Origin of the sequence: Metabacillus dongyingensis, assembly GCF_019933155.2 — a bacterium.
Classification (GTDB): Bacteria; Bacillota; Bacilli; order Bacillales; family Bacillaceae; genus Bacillus_P; species Bacillus_P dongyingensis.
The window spans coordinates 2,071,710-2,086,637 of record NZ_CP082944.1; the positions used below are offsets into that span (position 1 = coordinate 2,071,710).

Annotated in this window: 19 protein-coding genes; 14 read left to right on the forward strand and 5 right to left on the reverse strand. The window is 39.6% G+C overall.

Annotated elements, in window-relative coordinates:
• Nucleotides 1–14: 14 nt before the first annotated feature.
• The 3 genes from K8L98_RS10250 (at nt 15) to K8L98_RS10260 (ending at nt 2,296) form a co-directional block, all read left to right on the forward strand.
• A complete protein-coding gene (locus K8L98_RS10250) occupies nt 15–476 on the forward strand; it encodes a DUF420 domain-containing protein (RefSeq protein WP_223442007.1) in 462 nt (153 codons plus the stop codon).
• 133 nt (nt 477–609) lie between these two features.
• On the forward strand, nt 610–1,119 hold the full coding sequence (locus K8L98_RS10255; protein WP_223442008.1) for a GNAT family N-acetyltransferase: 510 nt from the start codon (nt 610–612) through the stop codon (nt 1,117–1,119).
• Between the two features lie 16 nt (nt 1,120–1,135).
• Nucleotides 1,136–2,296 carry a GNAT family N-acetyltransferase gene (locus K8L98_RS10260; RefSeq protein WP_223442012.1) on the forward strand — a complete coding sequence of 387 codons (1,161 nt, stop codon included), beginning with the start codon at nt 1,136–1,138 and terminating at the stop codon, nt 2,294–2,296.
• A 39-nt stretch (nt 2,297–2,335) separates the two neighbouring features.
• On the opposite strand, the gene ytvI is transcribed toward K8L98_RS10260, so the two are convergent.
• Both ytvI and K8L98_RS10270 read right to left on the reverse strand, forming a co-directional pair.
• Nucleotides 2,336–3,394: a sporulation integral membrane protein YtvI gene (gene ytvI / locus K8L98_RS10265; RefSeq protein ID WP_223442015.1), complete on the reverse strand. Its 1,059-nt coding sequence runs from the start codon at nt 3,392–3,394 to the stop codon at nt 2,336–2,338.
• A 168-nt stretch (nt 3,395–3,562) separates the two neighbouring features.
• Nucleotides 3,563–3,919 carry a YugN family protein gene (locus tag K8L98_RS10270; RefSeq protein ID WP_223442018.1) on the reverse strand — a complete coding sequence of 119 codons (357 nt, stop codon included), beginning with the start codon at nt 3,917–3,919 and terminating at the stop codon, nt 3,563–3,565.
• 188 nt (nt 3,920–4,107) lie between these two features.
• Between K8L98_RS10270 and K8L98_RS10275 the strand changes: the two genes are divergently transcribed.
• Both K8L98_RS10275 and K8L98_RS10280 read left to right on the forward strand, forming a co-directional pair.
• Nucleotides 4,108–4,539: a CBS domain-containing protein gene (locus K8L98_RS10275; RefSeq protein WP_223442020.1), complete on the forward strand. Its 432-nt coding sequence runs from the start codon at nt 4,108–4,110 to the stop codon at nt 4,537–4,539.
• A gap of 239 nt (nt 4,540–4,778) precedes the next feature.
• Complete coding sequence (locus K8L98_RS10280) at nt 4,779–5,816, forward strand: CAP domain-containing protein (protein ID WP_223443312.1); 1,038 nt, start codon at nt 4,779–4,781, stop codon at nt 5,814–5,816.
• 254 nt (nt 5,817–6,070) lie between these two features.
• Here K8L98_RS10280 and K8L98_RS10285 read toward each other — a convergent pair whose 3' ends face one another.
• Nucleotides 6,071–6,553 (reverse strand): PaaI family thioesterase, encoded by a 483-nt coding sequence (locus K8L98_RS10285; RefSeq protein ID WP_223442023.1) that lies wholly within the window; start codon nt 6,551–6,553, stop codon nt 6,071–6,073.
• Between the two features lie 175 nt (nt 6,554–6,728).
• Here K8L98_RS10285 and ylbD point away from each other — a divergent pair, with 175 nt between their 5' ends.
• From ylbD to K8L98_RS10310, 5 genes are all read left to right on the forward strand, one after another.
• Entirely contained in the window at nt 6,729–7,124 is a 396-nt protein-coding gene (gene ylbD, locus K8L98_RS10290; RefSeq protein ID WP_223442025.1) for a YlbD family protein, read from the forward strand.
• Between the two features lie 14 nt (nt 7,125–7,138).
• Nucleotides 7,139–7,378 carry a YlbE-like family protein gene (locus tag K8L98_RS10295; protein ID WP_223442027.1) on the forward strand — a complete coding sequence of 80 codons (240 nt, stop codon included), beginning with the start codon at nt 7,139–7,141 and terminating at the stop codon, nt 7,376–7,378.
• A 94-nt stretch (nt 7,379–7,472) separates the two neighbouring features.
• A complete protein-coding gene (locus K8L98_RS10300; RefSeq protein ID WP_223442028.1) occupies nt 7,473–7,895 on the forward strand; it encodes a hypothetical protein in 423 nt (140 codons plus the stop codon).
• A gap of 61 nt (nt 7,896–7,956) precedes the next feature.
• Complete coding sequence (locus K8L98_RS10305; protein ID WP_223442029.1) at nt 7,957–8,406, forward strand: YlbF/YmcA family competence regulator; 450 nt, start codon at nt 7,957–7,959, stop codon at nt 8,404–8,406.
• A 451-nt stretch (nt 8,407–8,857) separates the two neighbouring features.
• Entirely contained in the window at nt 8,858–9,130 is a 273-nt protein-coding gene (locus tag K8L98_RS10310; RefSeq protein WP_223443315.1) for a YlbG family protein, read from the forward strand.
• 344 nt (nt 9,131–9,474) lie between these two features.
• On the opposite strand, the gene K8L98_RS10315 is transcribed toward K8L98_RS10310, so the two are convergent.
• Nucleotides 9,475–9,855 (reverse strand): DUF7147 family protein, encoded by a 381-nt coding sequence (locus K8L98_RS10315; protein WP_223442030.1) that lies wholly within the window; start codon nt 9,853–9,855, stop codon nt 9,475–9,477.
• Between the two features lie 655 nt (nt 9,856–10,510).
• On the opposite strand from K8L98_RS10315, the gene rsmD reads away from it, so the two are divergent.
• Together rsmD and coaD are read left to right on the forward strand one after the other, a co-directional pair.
• The gene (rsmD, locus tag K8L98_RS10320; RefSeq protein WP_223442031.1) at nt 10,511–11,080 is read left to right on the forward strand and encodes a 16S rRNA (guanine(966)-N(2))-methyltransferase RsmD; all 570 of its coding nucleotides are present in this window, start codon (nt 10,511–10,513) and stop codon (nt 11,078–11,080) included.
• 1 nt (nt 11,081) lies between these two features.
• Nucleotides 11,082–11,564, forward strand: coding sequence for a pantetheine-phosphate adenylyltransferase (coaD, locus tag K8L98_RS10325; RefSeq protein WP_223442033.1), 483 nt, complete (start codon nt 11,082–11,084; stop codon nt 11,562–11,564).
• Between the two features lie 134 nt (nt 11,565–11,698).
• On the opposite strand, the gene ylbJ is transcribed toward coaD, so the two are convergent.
• Nucleotides 11,699–12,910, reverse strand: a complete 1,212-nt coding sequence (gene ylbJ / locus K8L98_RS10330; protein WP_223442035.1) for a sporulation integral membrane protein YlbJ — start codon at nt 12,908–12,910, stop codon at nt 11,699–11,701.
• Nucleotides 12,911–13,085: 175 nt separating this feature from the next.
• On the opposite strand from ylbJ, the gene K8L98_RS10335 reads away from it, so the two are divergent.
• Together K8L98_RS10335 and K8L98_RS10340 are read left to right on the forward strand one after the other, a co-directional pair.
• The gene (locus tag K8L98_RS10335) at nt 13,086–13,886 is read left to right on the forward strand and encodes a patatin-like phospholipase family protein (protein WP_373464609.1); all 801 of its coding nucleotides are present in this window, start codon (nt 13,086–13,088) and stop codon (nt 13,884–13,886) included.
• Nucleotides 13,876–14,895: a SepM family pheromone-processing serine protease gene (locus K8L98_RS10340; protein ID WP_223442038.1), complete on the forward strand. Its 1,020-nt coding sequence runs from the start codon at nt 13,876–13,878 to the stop codon at nt 14,893–14,895. Before K8L98_RS10335 ends, K8L98_RS10340 begins: the two co-directional genes overlap by 11 nt.
• Nucleotides 14,896–14,928 lie beyond the last annotated feature (33 nt).

The window sequence follows — 14,928 nt, forward strand, 5'->3', positions numbered from 1 at the left end:
TAGGAGCTGCAAAAATGAATGTACCTATTTTACCTACTATAAGTACAGCCTTTATTGTTTTAAGTGCTGTTTCTGTTGCTGTTGGCTGGTATTTGATCAAGCAGCGCAAAATAGAGGCACATCAGAAGGCAATGCTTACCGCAGCTGTTTTTGCGGTTATCTTCTTTGTCGTGTATGCCTCAAGAACGGTCTTTGTAGGGAACACAGCGTTTGGCGGACCCGATCATATTAAAATCTATTATACAGTTTTCCTGATTTTTCATATTACTCTTGCTACAGTAGGTGCAGTCCTTGGTATTATCACCTTGATATCAGGTTATAAAAACAAACTTTCTCAGCACAGAAAATCAGGTCCTGTTACGAGCGTGATCTGGTTTTTCACCGCGATTACCGGGGTGGCTGTCTATTATCTGCTTTATATTCAGTATAAAGGCGGAGAGACGACTTCTGTCTTCAAAGCGATTTTAGGTTTTTAAAGATGGCATAAGATGTTATGGAATTTATCATTCTATAACATCTTTTTTGTTTCTTTTTTTCTTTTAGTATAGGACGCACAGAATGGCCATAAAATGAAAGTATCAGACGGTTTATGAAGGGAGTGACTGTAAAATGATTGAGATTGTAACAGATCGGCTGCTCATTATCCCCTGTTCTTTGGATATTGCAAAATCTTTAGTCTTTCACCGAAAAGAACTGGAAAGCCGTTCCCCCATTGGAATACCTGTTACTTGGCCTTCAATTGCGGTCAAAGGAATGCTCCCGCTCTATATTGAAAGACTTGAGAGAAATGAAAAAGAATATGGCTGGGGACTTTGGCTCATTATTTTATATCATGAAAAGAGAATTGTAGGCGACTTATTTATTCAAGGCATGCCGGATGAGCATGGCTGTGTGGAACTATGCTACAACATCCACGAGGTCGATGATGAGGAGAGTTTAACATATGAAGCGATTGATGCAGTTATTGAATGGCTGACAAGTGAAAAATCAGTCAAACAAATCAGCATGGAATGCATCGATCATAATAAAAAATCTATCCGCCTATTTGAGAAGCTTGGCATGATCTGCACCAAAAAAGAGGACGTATTTTTATCTTGGGAACTTAAAAAGAAAGCATAGCTGAGAAGGAGACGTTATGATTCGTAAAGCAGAAGAGACAGATTATGAAGAGGTTGTCCGTTTATCGCAGCACTCATTGATGAGCGATCGGTCAGAAAGAAGCCGCTTCCCGAAGGAAATGATATTGGGTGACTTTGACAGTGAGAGACTTGTTGCTAAAGTACACATTCTGGATTTTGATATTTATTTTTCAGGGAAAAAAGTAAAGATGGGAGGGCTGTCATCCATTTCTTTTTTGCCGGAAGAGCGGCGCAAGCAAAAACTGGACAAGCTTCTATTTGAAGCTTTAGTCAAGATGAAGAATCAAGGCTGTGCCATTTCGTATCTGAATCCATTCTCAATCCCCTTTTACAGAAAATTTGGATGGGAATTAATTTCAAATGAAAAAACATGGACGGTGAACAAGGAAAGTCACCATCTCCGTACATTTGGCGGAAGCAGCAATGTTAAAGAGTTTAGCCGGGATCTCGCTTTGCCGTTCCTTCAAAAGGTTTATGACCGTTTCAGCAAAGAAAATAACGGTTTGATCGTCAGATCGGAAGAATGGTGGAAAAAAGGAATATTAAAAGAAAATCATTGTGTTTACCTTCATTTCCATAAAGATGGCAGCGCTGATGGGTATATGATTTATAGGCTTGAAAATCAGAATCTGTATGTAGATGAGTGCATCGCCCATAACGATGCAGCCAAAAAATCACTTTGGACCTGTATCTGTCAGAAGGATGTAAGATATGAGCAGCTGATTTGGCGAACTTTCGAGAAGGATCACTTTTCTTTTTTTTTGAAAAATCCTTTCATTCTATCAGAGGTTAAGCCCACGATAATGGGGAGAATTGTTGATGTCGAATCTTTTTTAAAGCAATCCCTGTTTGAGCCTCATGAAAAGCCGCTTTTTCTGCACATCCATGATTCCTTTGCAGCCTGGAACAGCGGAACGTATCTCATAAAAAAAGGAGAGATCACTCAATTTCGGAAGTCTGCTGCTGGAAGCGTCTGTATACACCCTCCTAAACGCGGTCTTCAGCTGGATATATCCACATTAACAGCCGTTCTTTTCAGATACATGAAACCTGCCTCTCTCTACGATGCAGGTCTTATTAAAGGACCAAATGAAGATCTGCATTTGCTTGAGCAAATGATTCCATTAAAAAAATCCATGTGCATGGATCGCATTTGAAAAAGGCTGATCGATAAACGTCCAGCCTTTTTATACTGCCTATAATTTAAAATGAAAACGGATAATGCCTGATTCTCTCGCAGAATTATACAAAATCAAAATCATTGGGCCAATGAAAAAACCAAGAACACCAAACAGCTTTAATCCAAGATACATTGAGATAAGAGTCGCAAGAGGGGATAACCCGATATGGCTACCCATCACTTTAGGCTCGATGGTACGTCTAATAATCAAAAGAACAGCTGTCAGAATGCCAAGCTTTGCTGCAAGCACCGGATCGCCTGAAATGAGATGATAAAGAGTCCATGGGCCCATAATAATGATCGATCCAATGATAGGTATGACATCAATAATCCAAATAATAATTGACATAACAAGCGCAATTTCAGGGGCTATCAGGAGAAGTCCAATAAAGGATGCCACAAAGATAATAATGCTGACCAAAAACTGGGCTTTTGCAAAACCAAAAATAACGTAAGACATGCGGGTAACCATAAAATTTACTTTTTGAGCAGTATTTTCCTTCATATGTTCATACATTTTTATTTTAAGGTGCGGGAGCTCAATCATAAACAGGAATAATGCAATCAAGTAAACCAGCATGTTTACCATATAATTAGGAATGTTTGTAAAGATGCTTTTAACATTATCTATATTGACCGAGCTTGCTAGATCGGCTTTTGTTTTTTCAAGAAATTCTTCTATCTGATTGCTGATTTCATTTACAAACTTCGGCGGAAGATCCTTTGCAGAATTCGTAATCCGTTTTTCAAAATTGTTCCACGCCATCGTAATTTCATTTATGTAGCTAGGTGCATTTTCAATTGTCCGAATGGCTTCGCCTACTACTTTAGTAGTAAGAAAGTAACCGCTGATGGAAATGGTAAACAGAAAGATTAAAAATGCTGCCAATACGGCCATTTTCCGTTTGAGCTTAGCGCGGTTTTGGAATTGCCTTACGAGAGGTTCCAATAATAACGCTGTTATAAAAGCCATAATCAAGGGAATCGAAATGGGCAGAAGAAAGTAAACAATCAGCCCTATCACAATAATGGATGTAATGATGAGGAAATTTCGTTTTGAGAGTATTGTAGACAATCCCTTGCTCCTTTCAATGGTTCTCTTTAAATTATAGTACGAAAGGACGGTGTGCAGAAAGGCTTTTATAACAATTATGAAAATATAATTGTCAGTATGAGGAGAATGAATTGTTTTTTAAAGGTAAATAAAAAAGCAAAAGCAGTGATTGCTTTTGCGTGTATGACTTTAAACGATTCGTCCAATTTCTTCTTTGAGCTGCTTAAGCAATTTCTGGCTTGTACTTAAAACGGCATTTGGAAAGTTTTCGCCTTCGCCATATTCTACTCCGTGCGGATAATAGTGTTTGCCGAGAAGCGGTGTCATTAATTTTACCACTGCATGCTTTCCGCCAATGTCTCCTTCTACTGCATATCCAGGAATGCGAAGATAAAACGTTTCATCTTTGTTTTCGAATTTACGATCATATGTAACACGCTCATAATCCCACTGACCGGCACGAACAATGCCAAGCTCATCCATAATTTCATCCAGTCTTGCTAATTCAACTGTCAATCCATCCAGTCCTGTGTTTTCCAACTTCATTATGTATACCCTCCTAAACCTTCTTACGGCATTTTCATTAGTAAAGCGCTTTAATGAATTCCTCTTCAATCATAGTACGAATGCGTGGAACTTTCAATCTTTACCTGATAATTTACATCTTTATCTTTTTTTGGGCCAAACTACATTAGCAGAATGATCTTTATTATTACTTTCAGGGAGGATTTTTTATGCAGAAAGTTCGAGATATTATGTCTAATGACATCCAGGCATGCACACCGCTTGATAATGTATTCGAGGTAGCGGTCAAAATGAAAGAATGGAACGTAGGATCCATTCCAATTGTTGAAAACAATCAGTTGCTCGGGATGATTACGGATCGTGATTTAGTTGTAAGAGGAATCGCAGAAAAACATCCTGGATCTTATCAAGTGACGAAGGTGATGAGCGATCATCTTTGCACAATCAGTCCGGATGCATCTGCAGATGAAGCAGCACAGCTTATGGCGGAGCATCAAATCAGAAGGCTTCCAGTTGTAGAAAATGGACATATAGTCGGAATGGTCTCACTTGGAGACTTATCCCTAAATCAGCTGACAGATCAGCAGGCAGGGGCAGCCCTGACGACAATTTCCGAAAAGAATGATCATCATCTACATTAAGCGATGAAAGAACATGCCATTGATTGGGCATGTTCCTTTTTATATGGAAGAAAAAACTTGTGAATCATAAGCTGGAAAAACTATATTTCAGACATCTTAATTGAAAAAAGCTGCCATTTTTGATTAAATGACCTATAAAAGGATATACTATCTGCCAATCTTGTGAAATACTGTTTAGTAGTATAATGAATCTAATGGTTCATATAATGGTAGAAATGAGTGACCTGGAGGGATTTAAGCTGAGCAGTATATTAAAAACCGTTTTTTTATTGCTGGTTATTTTTATTACTTATATTCTTTTTATTCAATATGGAAATAAGGAACCGATTAAACAAATAGATGAAAATGAACAAATTGCAAATGAATCAAATGAAGAATTAAATATGCCGCATTCAGGTGTGCTTTCTTTTGTCGGAAAATCTTCAGGTGAGATCATTGAAACGCTTGGGGAGCCTGCAAGAAAAGATCCTTCAGCCTATGACTACGAATGGTGGATTTATAACCAGAACGAACAGCAGTACCTTCAGGTTGGGGTACTCGATAACAAAGTTGTCACAGTATATGCCATCGGGCAAGAAGTGAATGTAAAGCCGTATAAATTAGGCCAGCCTGTCGGTGAGGTTTTTAAAACAAATTCGATATCTTCAAGTATATCAATAGATTTTGACGGCAATTCTTACCGATTTGAAATGTCTGAAGAAGATATGAATACGAGACCCATCGTTAAAATGGGAGACGTTTATGTTCAGCTTTATTTAGATAAGTTTGATGGCGAACTTTCAAGCATCAGAGCTTTAGATGAAGAAACCTTAGTAAAGCAGCGGCCTTATGAGGTTGTTTACCGGGGTGAACTCATTCAGCCTAAACCGCTTAATGCGGAAGAATGGAAGGCTGTAGAAAAAGGGGCAGAAAATCAAATCCTCGATCTGACGAATATCATTCGGAACCGTCACGATATCCCTCCTGTAGAGTGGGATCAAATGACATCAGACGTAGCTTTTTTGCACAGCAGAGATATGCTTTCAAATGAATACTTTTCACATGAGTCTCCGACTGAAGGGTCGCTTGCAGACCGTTTGAAAGAAGGGGATGTAGTTTATCAGATGGCTGGAGAAAATATTGCAGCCCAATACATTGACGGAATAGCGGCGGTTGAGGGCTGGCTCAACAGCAAAGGCCACCGCGACACACTTTTGAACCCTGATTTTACGAGACTTGGTGTCGGAGTGAATGAGCTTTACTACACACAAAATTTTATCAAACCTTTTAATGACTGATATTCACAGCAAAAAGACATCCATTGCGGGTGTCTTTTCTGCTGAGTGAAAAATCGAATTCGTGCGGCAGAAGCTTTAGCCGGAAAAAAGGATCTATGCCTTTTTAAAAGCACGTCTCTCAGCATAGCCTTTACAAAGATGACAAACATGAATTTTTGCCCGTTTATCGCCAAAATAGATTTCTGTGTTTTTAGATTTTTTCTTACAGAAATAACATGTCTTTTTAAAAAAAGGGAACATTTCTTTCTCCTGACTTACCGTTTAGGTCGATCGATAATAAAAAAGCTTGCTGTACAATGAGCCATTAATTTGCCGTCATCACGGAAGACTTTGCCCTCAGTAACAACTGTTTTGCTGCCCTTATGGATTAGAGAGGCTATACATTTTAGTTCTGTTCCGATCCCTGGTGCAACATAATTAATTTTCATTTCAGATGTAACAGCAGCAAGATGGTCAGGCAAAATATGATGTACAAGCGATCCCATTGCAGAGTCAAGCAGTGTAGCAGTAATTCCTCCATGTACAATGTGCAGGGAGTTTTGAATAATTGCCGTATTGGGAATGGTTAATATGAATTGATTTTCGGTATATTCGCCTTGTGCATGCAGCAATGCACCTATGTAAGATCCGTTTTCTTTCTCCGCTTTCTTTTTCAGTCCCTCAAGAAACAGCTTTAAAACTGGAACATCTTCTTCTTTTAATTCAGCCAATAAGCGCGTCAGTTCTTCCTTTTCCATCTCTCACCCAATCCTTTCTATCCTCCACTTCATCTTATCAGTACTCCCAAATATTGTGCAATCAGGATTTTTCTTAAAGCCTGCTCGAAATGGGAAAAAAGCATAAAATGGGCGAACCGTTTTCATTCGGTCAAATAAAATATAGCAGGCGAAGGTAAGCAGAGGTGATCAGATAATGACAGAAAAAAAAGAACATCCTTCTATTGGAGAATTTAAGGAATTTGTAAAAAAACATCCTAAATTGATTACTGAAGTCAGAAAAGGCGAGAAAAAATGGCAGGAACTATTTGAAGATTGGTATTTGCTTGGAGAAAATGATGTCTCATGGAAGAAGTACAGAGAAGAGTCAGATGAGTCTGAAAGTACGGCAGAAAAGAAGTCCGATTTTATGTCCAGGATGATGACAGCTGTTAAAAGCATGGATGCCAATCAAATGAATCAGCATTTGTATAACATGAACAACACCATTTCATCTATTCAAAACTTATTTTCAACCTTTGGGCTTACAAAAGGCTCATCATCTAGTCAGTCGAACACACCAAACCATCCCTTTTCTTTCAGGAAAGATTAAGCAGGAGCGAAATCATGAGAAAAGAAATTCAGGAAATGATTGCAGCAGACAATGAATTTAAAAAATTTCTGAGGGAACAGCCGCATTGGTACAGAAAGCTGGCAAGAAATCCTCAAGATACAGAATCGATGAAACTTGCCATGATGAATTATTATCAAAAAACCATCCCGCATAAAGTAGCTCAGTTTTCAAACTCAGTTCAAATGGCTTCCATGATGCTTGGGATGTTTCAGGCGATGAGGCAGCAGGATTGATGGAAAGAAAGTCTTCACCATGACTTTCTTTTTTTATTTAAAAACATATTTGATATAAATCTGGTGAAACTACCTCCATAAGGAGGCGTTGTCATTGTTGAAACACTTTATGCTGCTGTTTTTATTGCTCGTATCTTTAACAGCCTGCACGAATGAAAAACCCCGTCCAGAAGGAAATGCTGTTCCCATGGAAATTAGCATAACACAGCAGGATGCAGTTGAAGCAGGTGCTCAAACAGGGAGACAGCTTTTTGTCAATCATCATCTAAAAGGGCGCAATGTTTATATAGAGTGCTTTGTTCCCAATTTTACGTTTTCAGATGAGCGCGGGAAAAAAGTAAATGGTGAAGGATACATGAATCTGTATGTTGATGAAAAAAAAACAGATGAAATACATACAGCTGCATTTATCATTAAAGGTTTAGAAAAAGGAACACATACGATTTCCCTTGAACTTTTGCACAATGATTCCTCAAAATATCACTTAAAAAAAACGTGGAACGTCACTGTACAGTGAGACGATGCATTTACCATTCCGGCAGAAACATGTTAAAATATAGCTGGAGGTGATGCCGTCTATGTTTGCTACTATAGAAAGCGTCAATTTAATCGACGAAGCTGAGCTTCTTGGGTCGTTAGTTGTTGAGTCAGAAATTGCGGAAGACTATCGCCGCACTTTAAATACATTGAATAAAGATAAATCTGCACAAAAGGTGATAGCCAAATTTGTTGAAATCAAGGATTTATACGAAGATGTCCAGCGTTTCGGCAAATATCATCCGGACTATAAAGAAATCACAAAGGCCATGAGGGAAGCAAAGCGCGAGCTTGATCTTCATGATGCAGTGATTGCCTTTAAAAAAGCAGAGAAAGAGCTTCAATCGCTGCTTGATGAAATAAGCGCCGAACTCGGCAGAGCCGTTTCACAGCATATCAAAGTGCCCACAGGGAACCCGTTTTTTGATACCGGGTCAAGCTGTGGAGGGGGATGTGGCTCAGGCGGGGGATGCGGCTGCAAAGCATCTTAAAAAACGAGGCCAGTCCTCGTTTTTTAAGTTCTTTTTTTAAGACGGATACAGTCCTCGCACAAATTTCCGCAGCAGAACATTTTTTCCTGAGGCACATAAAAACGATGCCGAAATACATATAAATTCTTGTCTTCTCTGACAAAGATGCAATCAAACGTAAGCCGTTTTCCCTTCATTGCAAAACGGGACTCTTTCTCAATCTTGAGCGTAATATCCGCGAGTGCCCTCCCGGAATTCACCTGGACATACAGAAACGGAATACCTGCAGCTTTTTTTATCCAGCATGAACATGTTTCATCTGCATTCATCCTATCTAAAAATAATTGGACGGTATGGCTCAGAATCAAAACATTCAGCTCCTTTTGCAGAGATGTTTTCAGGTGCTTATTGTAAAAAAATTAGAAAATTGGTACACTTCAAGTGGAGAATATAAAAAGGGAGATTATTTATGATGTTTGAAAAGCGTCAAGGCATTATCATCTGGATGCATTCCTTAAAGCAGATCAAAATGCTCCGTAAATTCGGAAACATCCATTACGTATCCAAGAAATTAAAGTATGTTGTCTTATATTGTGACATGGAACATGTTGAACCTACAATAGAGAAGGTATCATCCTTTTCATTTGTAAAGCACGCTGAGCCGTCATATAAGCCCTTTCTGAAATTGGAATTCGAATCAAAAATTGATAAAGCAAAAGAATATGACTATAAACTTGGTCTATAGAAGAAAAGCGTAATCCTTGGGATTGCGCTTTTTGCATGTATTCAAATGGTTGTTTTGAGAAGTTTAAAAGAGCAGAAGAATAGCTATTAAGGGAGAATTTCGGCAATAAAATAGAAAATCAGTCTAAAAAGAAAGTAAATCAGCTAATTGTCAAAAGCTGATCTTAAATAACTAAAAAATGGCTAATAAATTTATAAAATTGGATAATGAGATTTTACTTTTCATATTGTCCAGCTGCACTTTCCAGCCACTCGGTCAGAACAGATCTGCCAGTCTAGGTAAAAAGCGCCTTTACTGACAGAGTCTTATCAGTCTGCCTGCAAACCGGCCGATTCCGCATTTCGTTATTGCCAAGGCGGCAAATACCGGTTCATTCTGAGAATGCCAGTCAAGTATTGAAAATATAATTCTTTTTCGGCAAATTGACTAGAGGATTTGACATCCAGCTCTATAATCGATTTCTCAAGCTTTTTTGCGAGATCTTCAAATAATTCACGGCGTTTGCTGCTTCCTGAGGAAATGCCTTCAAGGCATAAATAAATAGCCTGGAATTGTCCAGGGTCTGTAGGATTCATAGTGACTGCAAAAGACGACATTTTTCTTTCATTTATCGTTGTATTCAGTATTAAAAATCTTGAAACACGATGAGCATTCGCCTGTGTGGTTTCAATTAATTCATACAGATCCGAATAGCCGGCTCCAAGCTCAATAAAGCGCTGTATCAAACTGAATTCCTCCTGTTCTTTCTTTCTCATCATAATGTAACATGTTTGATTTCAGTTAGATAGATGATGTCCTAATTTTTATCCGGAAAAAAGTTTATAGAAATGTATAGTGTGAACTCTATTGGTGGATAATGTATAGTAACAACATCGAATCGAAGATGTTGTTGCCAACCGCGGAGAAGACTTACGTTTCCCCATAAGTTCTTCCTCCGGTTTCTCCTCTCCCTTTGCCTTCTGCCCAAAAAAAGTCCGCTTTTTTTGGAATAGAAGGACCCTGCAGGTTTCCTGCGGGGTTTTTTTAGTTTGGCTGCCTGTGAATTGGTTTCTTGTTTTCAGTGAGTTAAACTCCAAAACCATTTCATCTAGCAGGACAGTTTTCAATGGTATGACAAGACTCTCATGAGCCGCCAGCATTTAGGAATCAGGGATTTATCATGCTTTTTCCTATGAAATCTTAGATGGAGAGTTGGATTCAGATTTCAAGAAGAAAACAAAGTCTCCTTAAAAGGCAGCCTGGCTTTTTCTGTGAATTTTATTTGCCGATTAATCAAGACCAGCGGGCACAGCTTTTCCATATTGTCTCTGCCCACGCACTATGATACGATAAAACAGGCTAAATTCTAGCAGCAAAGACAAAATAACAGTGGTGAGAAAGATGAGAGTAGTATCAGGAAGCTGTAAAGGGCGGCCTTTGAAAGCAGTGCCGGGTATGTCCACACGCCCAACGACAGATAAAGTGAAAGAATCGATCTTTAATATTATAGGCCCCTATTTTAATGGCGGGCTTGCTGTTGATTTGTTTGGCGGAAGCGGCGGCCTTGGGATTGAAGCTTTAAGCAGAGGCATTGATAAATGCATTTTTGTGGACAGGGAAGCCAAAGCAGTTGCAACTATACATAAAAATTTAGAAGCCTGCCAGTTCCAGGATAAGGCAGAGGTTTACCGCAATGATGCGGAGAGAGCGTTAAAAGCCATTGCGAAAAGAGAGCTCTCTTTTAAGCTCATCTTTTTGGATCCTCCGTACAAGCAACAAAAATTGAAAGCGCTTATCGAATTGATTGATTCATTTCGTTTAGTGGAAGACGGCGGCATAATTGTGGCAGAACATGATGCCGGCATAACATTGCCGGATGAGATTGGCGCCTATAAACTCACACGCTATGAATCATACGGCATAAGTGCAGTGTCCATCTATATTTATAATGAACAAGGGACGGGGGAGTAAAATGGCAAGCATTGCTGTTTGTCCGGGAAGTTTTGATCCTGTGACGTACGGACATTTGGATATTATTAAACGCGGAGCAAAAGTATTTGATAAGGTGTATGTTTGTGTGCTGAATAATTCGTCGAAAAACCCATTGTTTAATGTGGATGAACGCTGTGAACTCTTAATGGAAGTGACAAAGGATATGCCGAATGTTGTGGTAGAATCGTTTAAGGGTCTATTGATTGAGTATGCTAACAGCAAGAATGCCAGCACGATTTTGAGAGGTCTGCGGGCAGTATCTGATTTTGAATATGAAATGCAGATCACCTCCATGAACAGGGTGCTCGATGCCAATGTAGAAACGTTATTCATGATGACAAACAACCAATATTCATTTTTAAGCTCAAGTATCGTTAAAGAAGTGGCCAAATACCGCGGCGATATTTCGGAGCTTGTTCCTAAATCAGTTGAAAAAGCGCTGAAGCAGAAATTTAACCGATAAAAAAGAGTGACCCCGTGACTAGATTGCGTCTAATGGGGTCACTTTTTTTGATATGCGGAAAAAAATTTAAATTGGCAGATCTAGAAAAACGGTTGATAAACTATTGTGTGCTGCGCCTTCCAATTCTCAATATGCTAATTCTTTGAAATAACCCTCCCTGCATATATGAAAACATAAATGAACAACGAGGCAATCGTAATTATCGGTCCAATTTCTGTGAGAAGACTCCAGATAGACGCAAGAAGAACGGGGGTATCCTCTGTGAGAAAAACGGGCAGAACAGAAACGTTTGAGGTTGCCAGCTCCAAATAAACAGGCTTCCAGAAGATCCATGCAAAGCATGCAGCATAGGCCCCCTGCAAAATTCTTGCGATGAAAAACGGCTGAAAGCGGATATCCGTCTCTGCAAGAATACTTGCAACCTGAGCCTGTATGGACAAACCGCTGAAGCCGAGCAAAAAGCTTGTTACGATTGCTTTTTGGAGCAAGTCGACATTAGCCGCACTTGCAAGCTGACTTCCAAGTGTCATCTCAAACATGCCTGATACAAGCGGAATACTGAGTTCAGCAGACAATTGAAAAAACGCGAGCAGCAAGGAGAAGGCTATAGCGATGAAATCTGTTATCGATAATAGGGATAATAGTTTATTTAAAACAGAAAATAAAATAATGAATCCTCCTACCATCAGCAGCGTTTGAATAGAGGAAAGAACAGCATCGCCAAGCATTTTTCCAATTGGCCTTGTGTCTTCCATACGCGTCTGATGCATTTGTCTGAACGCTTCTCTTATGGACGGTCTCTTGTAGCCGGTTTTTGAAGGATCAGCCTGTTCCCTTCCGTGAAATCTCATGGTTAAACCCACAGCCAAGTTGCCGGAATAATGGGCAGCAGCCAGAAGCAGACCAAGAGCCTGATTGTTGAAAAATCCAATTGCAACGGCTCCGAAAATAAATAATGGATTAGAAGAATTCGTAAATGATACAAGTCTTTCAGCTTCAAGCGCAGTGAGCTGATTTTTTTTCCGCATCTCTGCCGTCAGCTTTGCGCCTGCAGGTGAACCTGATGCCCATCCCATTGCCCATACAAAGCCTCCAATTCCAGGAACTTTAAAAAGAGGTCTCATGACCGGCTCTAAAAGCACACCAATGAACCTGACAATTCCAAAACCGATCAGCAGATGGGAAAGAATGAAAAAGGGCAGCAAAGACGGGAAAACGATACCCCACCAAAGCTCAAGCCCTGCTTTAGAAGCAGTAAAAGAAACTTTGGGGCTGATGATCATAGCAAATGCAAGGATGATCATTGATAATCCCAGCATGAGTGTTTTAAGTTTAGCTGCGTTCAAAATACGGCCCCCTCTTGCTTCTTTCTATACTTTTCAAAGCGGATAATGATAAAATATAGTCAATCTTCCCTGTAGGGTTGTACACTCTTTGATAGTTCAATATACGAGAATAGGGGACCATTTTAGACCATAGAATTGACTAACGGATGAATTGACATTAGAGGAGGGTATCTCTTTGAAGAGAGAACCTAAAATTGGTCTTGCCTTAGGATCTGGAGGAGCTCGAGGTTTTGCTCATCTGGGAGTATTGAAGGTACTTAGTGAAGAGGGGATACCGATCAGCATGATTGCCGGCAGCAGCATGGGTGCTTTAGTAGGCAGTTTTTATGCAACAGGGCTTGGATTTGATCATTTATATAAACTTGCCACACTATTTAAACGCAAATATTATTTGGATTTTACGGTGCCTAAAATGGGCTTTATTGCAGGAAACCGGGTAAAAGACTTTATTAAAGTGTTTACAAGAGGCAAGCATATTGAAGACTTGGATATACCGCTGTCGATTGTTGCAACAGACTTATACGAAGGGAAAAAAGTGGTTTTTACGAAAGGACCGGTTGCAGATGCCGTACGGGCAAGCATCGCCATTCCAGGTATTTTTGTTCCCGAAAAAATAGATGGAAAACTCCTTATTGACGGCGGAGTGATCGACAGGATTCCCGTTTCGGTTGTAAAAGAGATGGGTGCAGATCTTGTCATTGCTGTAGATGTTTCGCATGTGAAAAAGACAGAAGAAATCACGTCTATTTTTGATGTGATTCTGCAGAGCCTTGATATTATGCAGGATGAGCTTGTACATCACCGCAAAATAGCCTCGGATATTATGATACGTCCGCATGTAGAGCAATATAGTTCAAGAGCATTTAAAAACATAAAAGAAATCATTGAAATTGGTGAAAACGAAGCAAGAAAGCATGTAAACGAAATAAAAGAGCTGATAGAGAGTTGGAAGGGGTCACAGCAAGATGAAGAATAACAAAGTAGTCAGGGCCATTTTAATAGGAGTGATCATAGCAGCGGTCCTGAATTTTATTAAACTCCCTTATTACGTAACAAAGCCTGGCATGGCAACAGAGCTCGAGCCGATCATTGAAGTTGATGGCGGCTATGAGGAAGAAGGCAGCTTTTCGCTTACAACCGTTGGATTTGGAAGGGCGAATATTTTCTCCTACACCCTTGCAAATATCCTTCCTTACCATGAGCTTTTGCCGCTTGAAGATGTCGTTCAAGAAGGTGAATCAGATGATGATTATCTAAATAGACAAATGCATATGATGGAATCTTCTCAGGAATCTGCTGTGTCTTTAGCATATGAAAAGGCAGGCAAAAAAGTGGATTACAAGTTTCACGGAATCTACGTTATGCAAGTTGTAGATGGGATGCCATCAGAGGGCAAACTTAAAGCAGGAGACCGTATTTTTAAAGTCGACGGGAAGGAATTTAAAACAGCAGAAGAGTTTATAGCCTACGTCGGCCAAAAGAAAAAAGGCGATAAGATCAATGTTACATATGACCGCAATGGCAAAGAGGGCAAAACCGAAATTACAGCATCTGAATTTCCGGATAACAAAAAGAAAGTCGGGATCGGTATATCTCTTGTGACAGACAGAGAATTGATTACCGACCCTGAGATTTCGCTTGATACAAACAATATTGGCGGTCCTTCTGCAGGCCTGATGATGACTCTTGAAATTTATAATCAGCTTACGAAAGAAGATTATACAAAAGGCTATAACATTGCAGGCACCGGTACGATTGATGAAAATGGAACTGTCGGGCCAATAGGCGGGATCTCGCAGAAAATTGTTGCTGCCGACAAATCAGGGGCAGAAATCTTCTTCGCCCCGAATCAGAACGGAATTGCTGCATCTAATTATAAAGAAGCAGTTGCAACTGCCAAAGATATCGAAACGGATATGAAAATTGTGCCGATTGATACGTTTGATGACGCAGTAGATTATCTTAAAACATTAAAAGAGAAATAAAAAAAGTGACTTCATCGCGAAGTCACTTTTTTA

Bases quoted from the DNA above. Each gene is read 5' to 3' on its own strand.
- K8L98_RS10250 (WP_223442007.1), top strand. From the start codon at position 15: ATGAATGTACCTATTTTACCTACTATAAGTACAGCCTTTATTGTTTTA.
- coaD (WP_223442033.1), top strand. From the start codon at position 11,082: ATGGCAAGCATTGCTGTTTGTCCGGGAAGTTTTGATCCTGTGACGTAC.
- ylbD (WP_223442025.1), top strand. From the start codon at position 6,729: ATGACAGAAAAAAAAGAACATCCTTCTATTGGAGAATTTAAGGAATTT.
- K8L98_RS10295 (WP_223442027.1), top strand. From the start codon at position 7,139: ATGAGAAAAGAAATTCAGGAAATGATTGCAGCAGACAATGAATTTAAA.
- rsmD (WP_223442031.1), top strand. From the start codon at position 10,511: ATGAGAGTAGTATCAGGAAGCTGTAAAGGGCGGCCTTTGAAAGCAGTG.
- K8L98_RS10285 (WP_223442023.1), bottom strand. From the start codon at position 6,553: ATGGAAAAGGAAGAACTGACGCGCTTATTGGCTGAATTAAAAGAAGAA.
- K8L98_RS10305 (WP_223442029.1), top strand. From the start codon at position 7,957: ATGTTTGCTACTATAGAAAGCGTCAATTTAATCGACGAAGCTGAGCTT.
- K8L98_RS10275 (WP_223442020.1), top strand. From the start codon at position 4,108: ATGCAGAAAGTTCGAGATATTATGTCTAATGACATCCAGGCATGCACA.
- K8L98_RS10260 (WP_223442012.1), top strand. From the start codon at position 1,136: ATGATTCGTAAAGCAGAAGAGACAGATTATGAAGAGGTTGTCCGTTTA.
- K8L98_RS10270 (WP_223442018.1), bottom strand. From the start codon at position 3,919: ATGAAGTTGGAAAACACAGGACTGGATGGATTGACAGTTGAATTAGCA.
- K8L98_RS10255 (WP_223442008.1), top strand. From the start codon at position 610: ATGATTGAGATTGTAACAGATCGGCTGCTCATTATCCCCTGTTCTTTG.
- K8L98_RS10340 (WP_223442038.1), top strand. From the start codon at position 13,876: ATGAAGAATAACAAAGTAGTCAGGGCCATTTTAATAGGAGTGATCATA.
- K8L98_RS10310 (WP_223443315.1), top strand. From the start codon at position 8,858: ATGTTTGAAAAGCGTCAAGGCATTATCATCTGGATGCATTCCTTAAAG.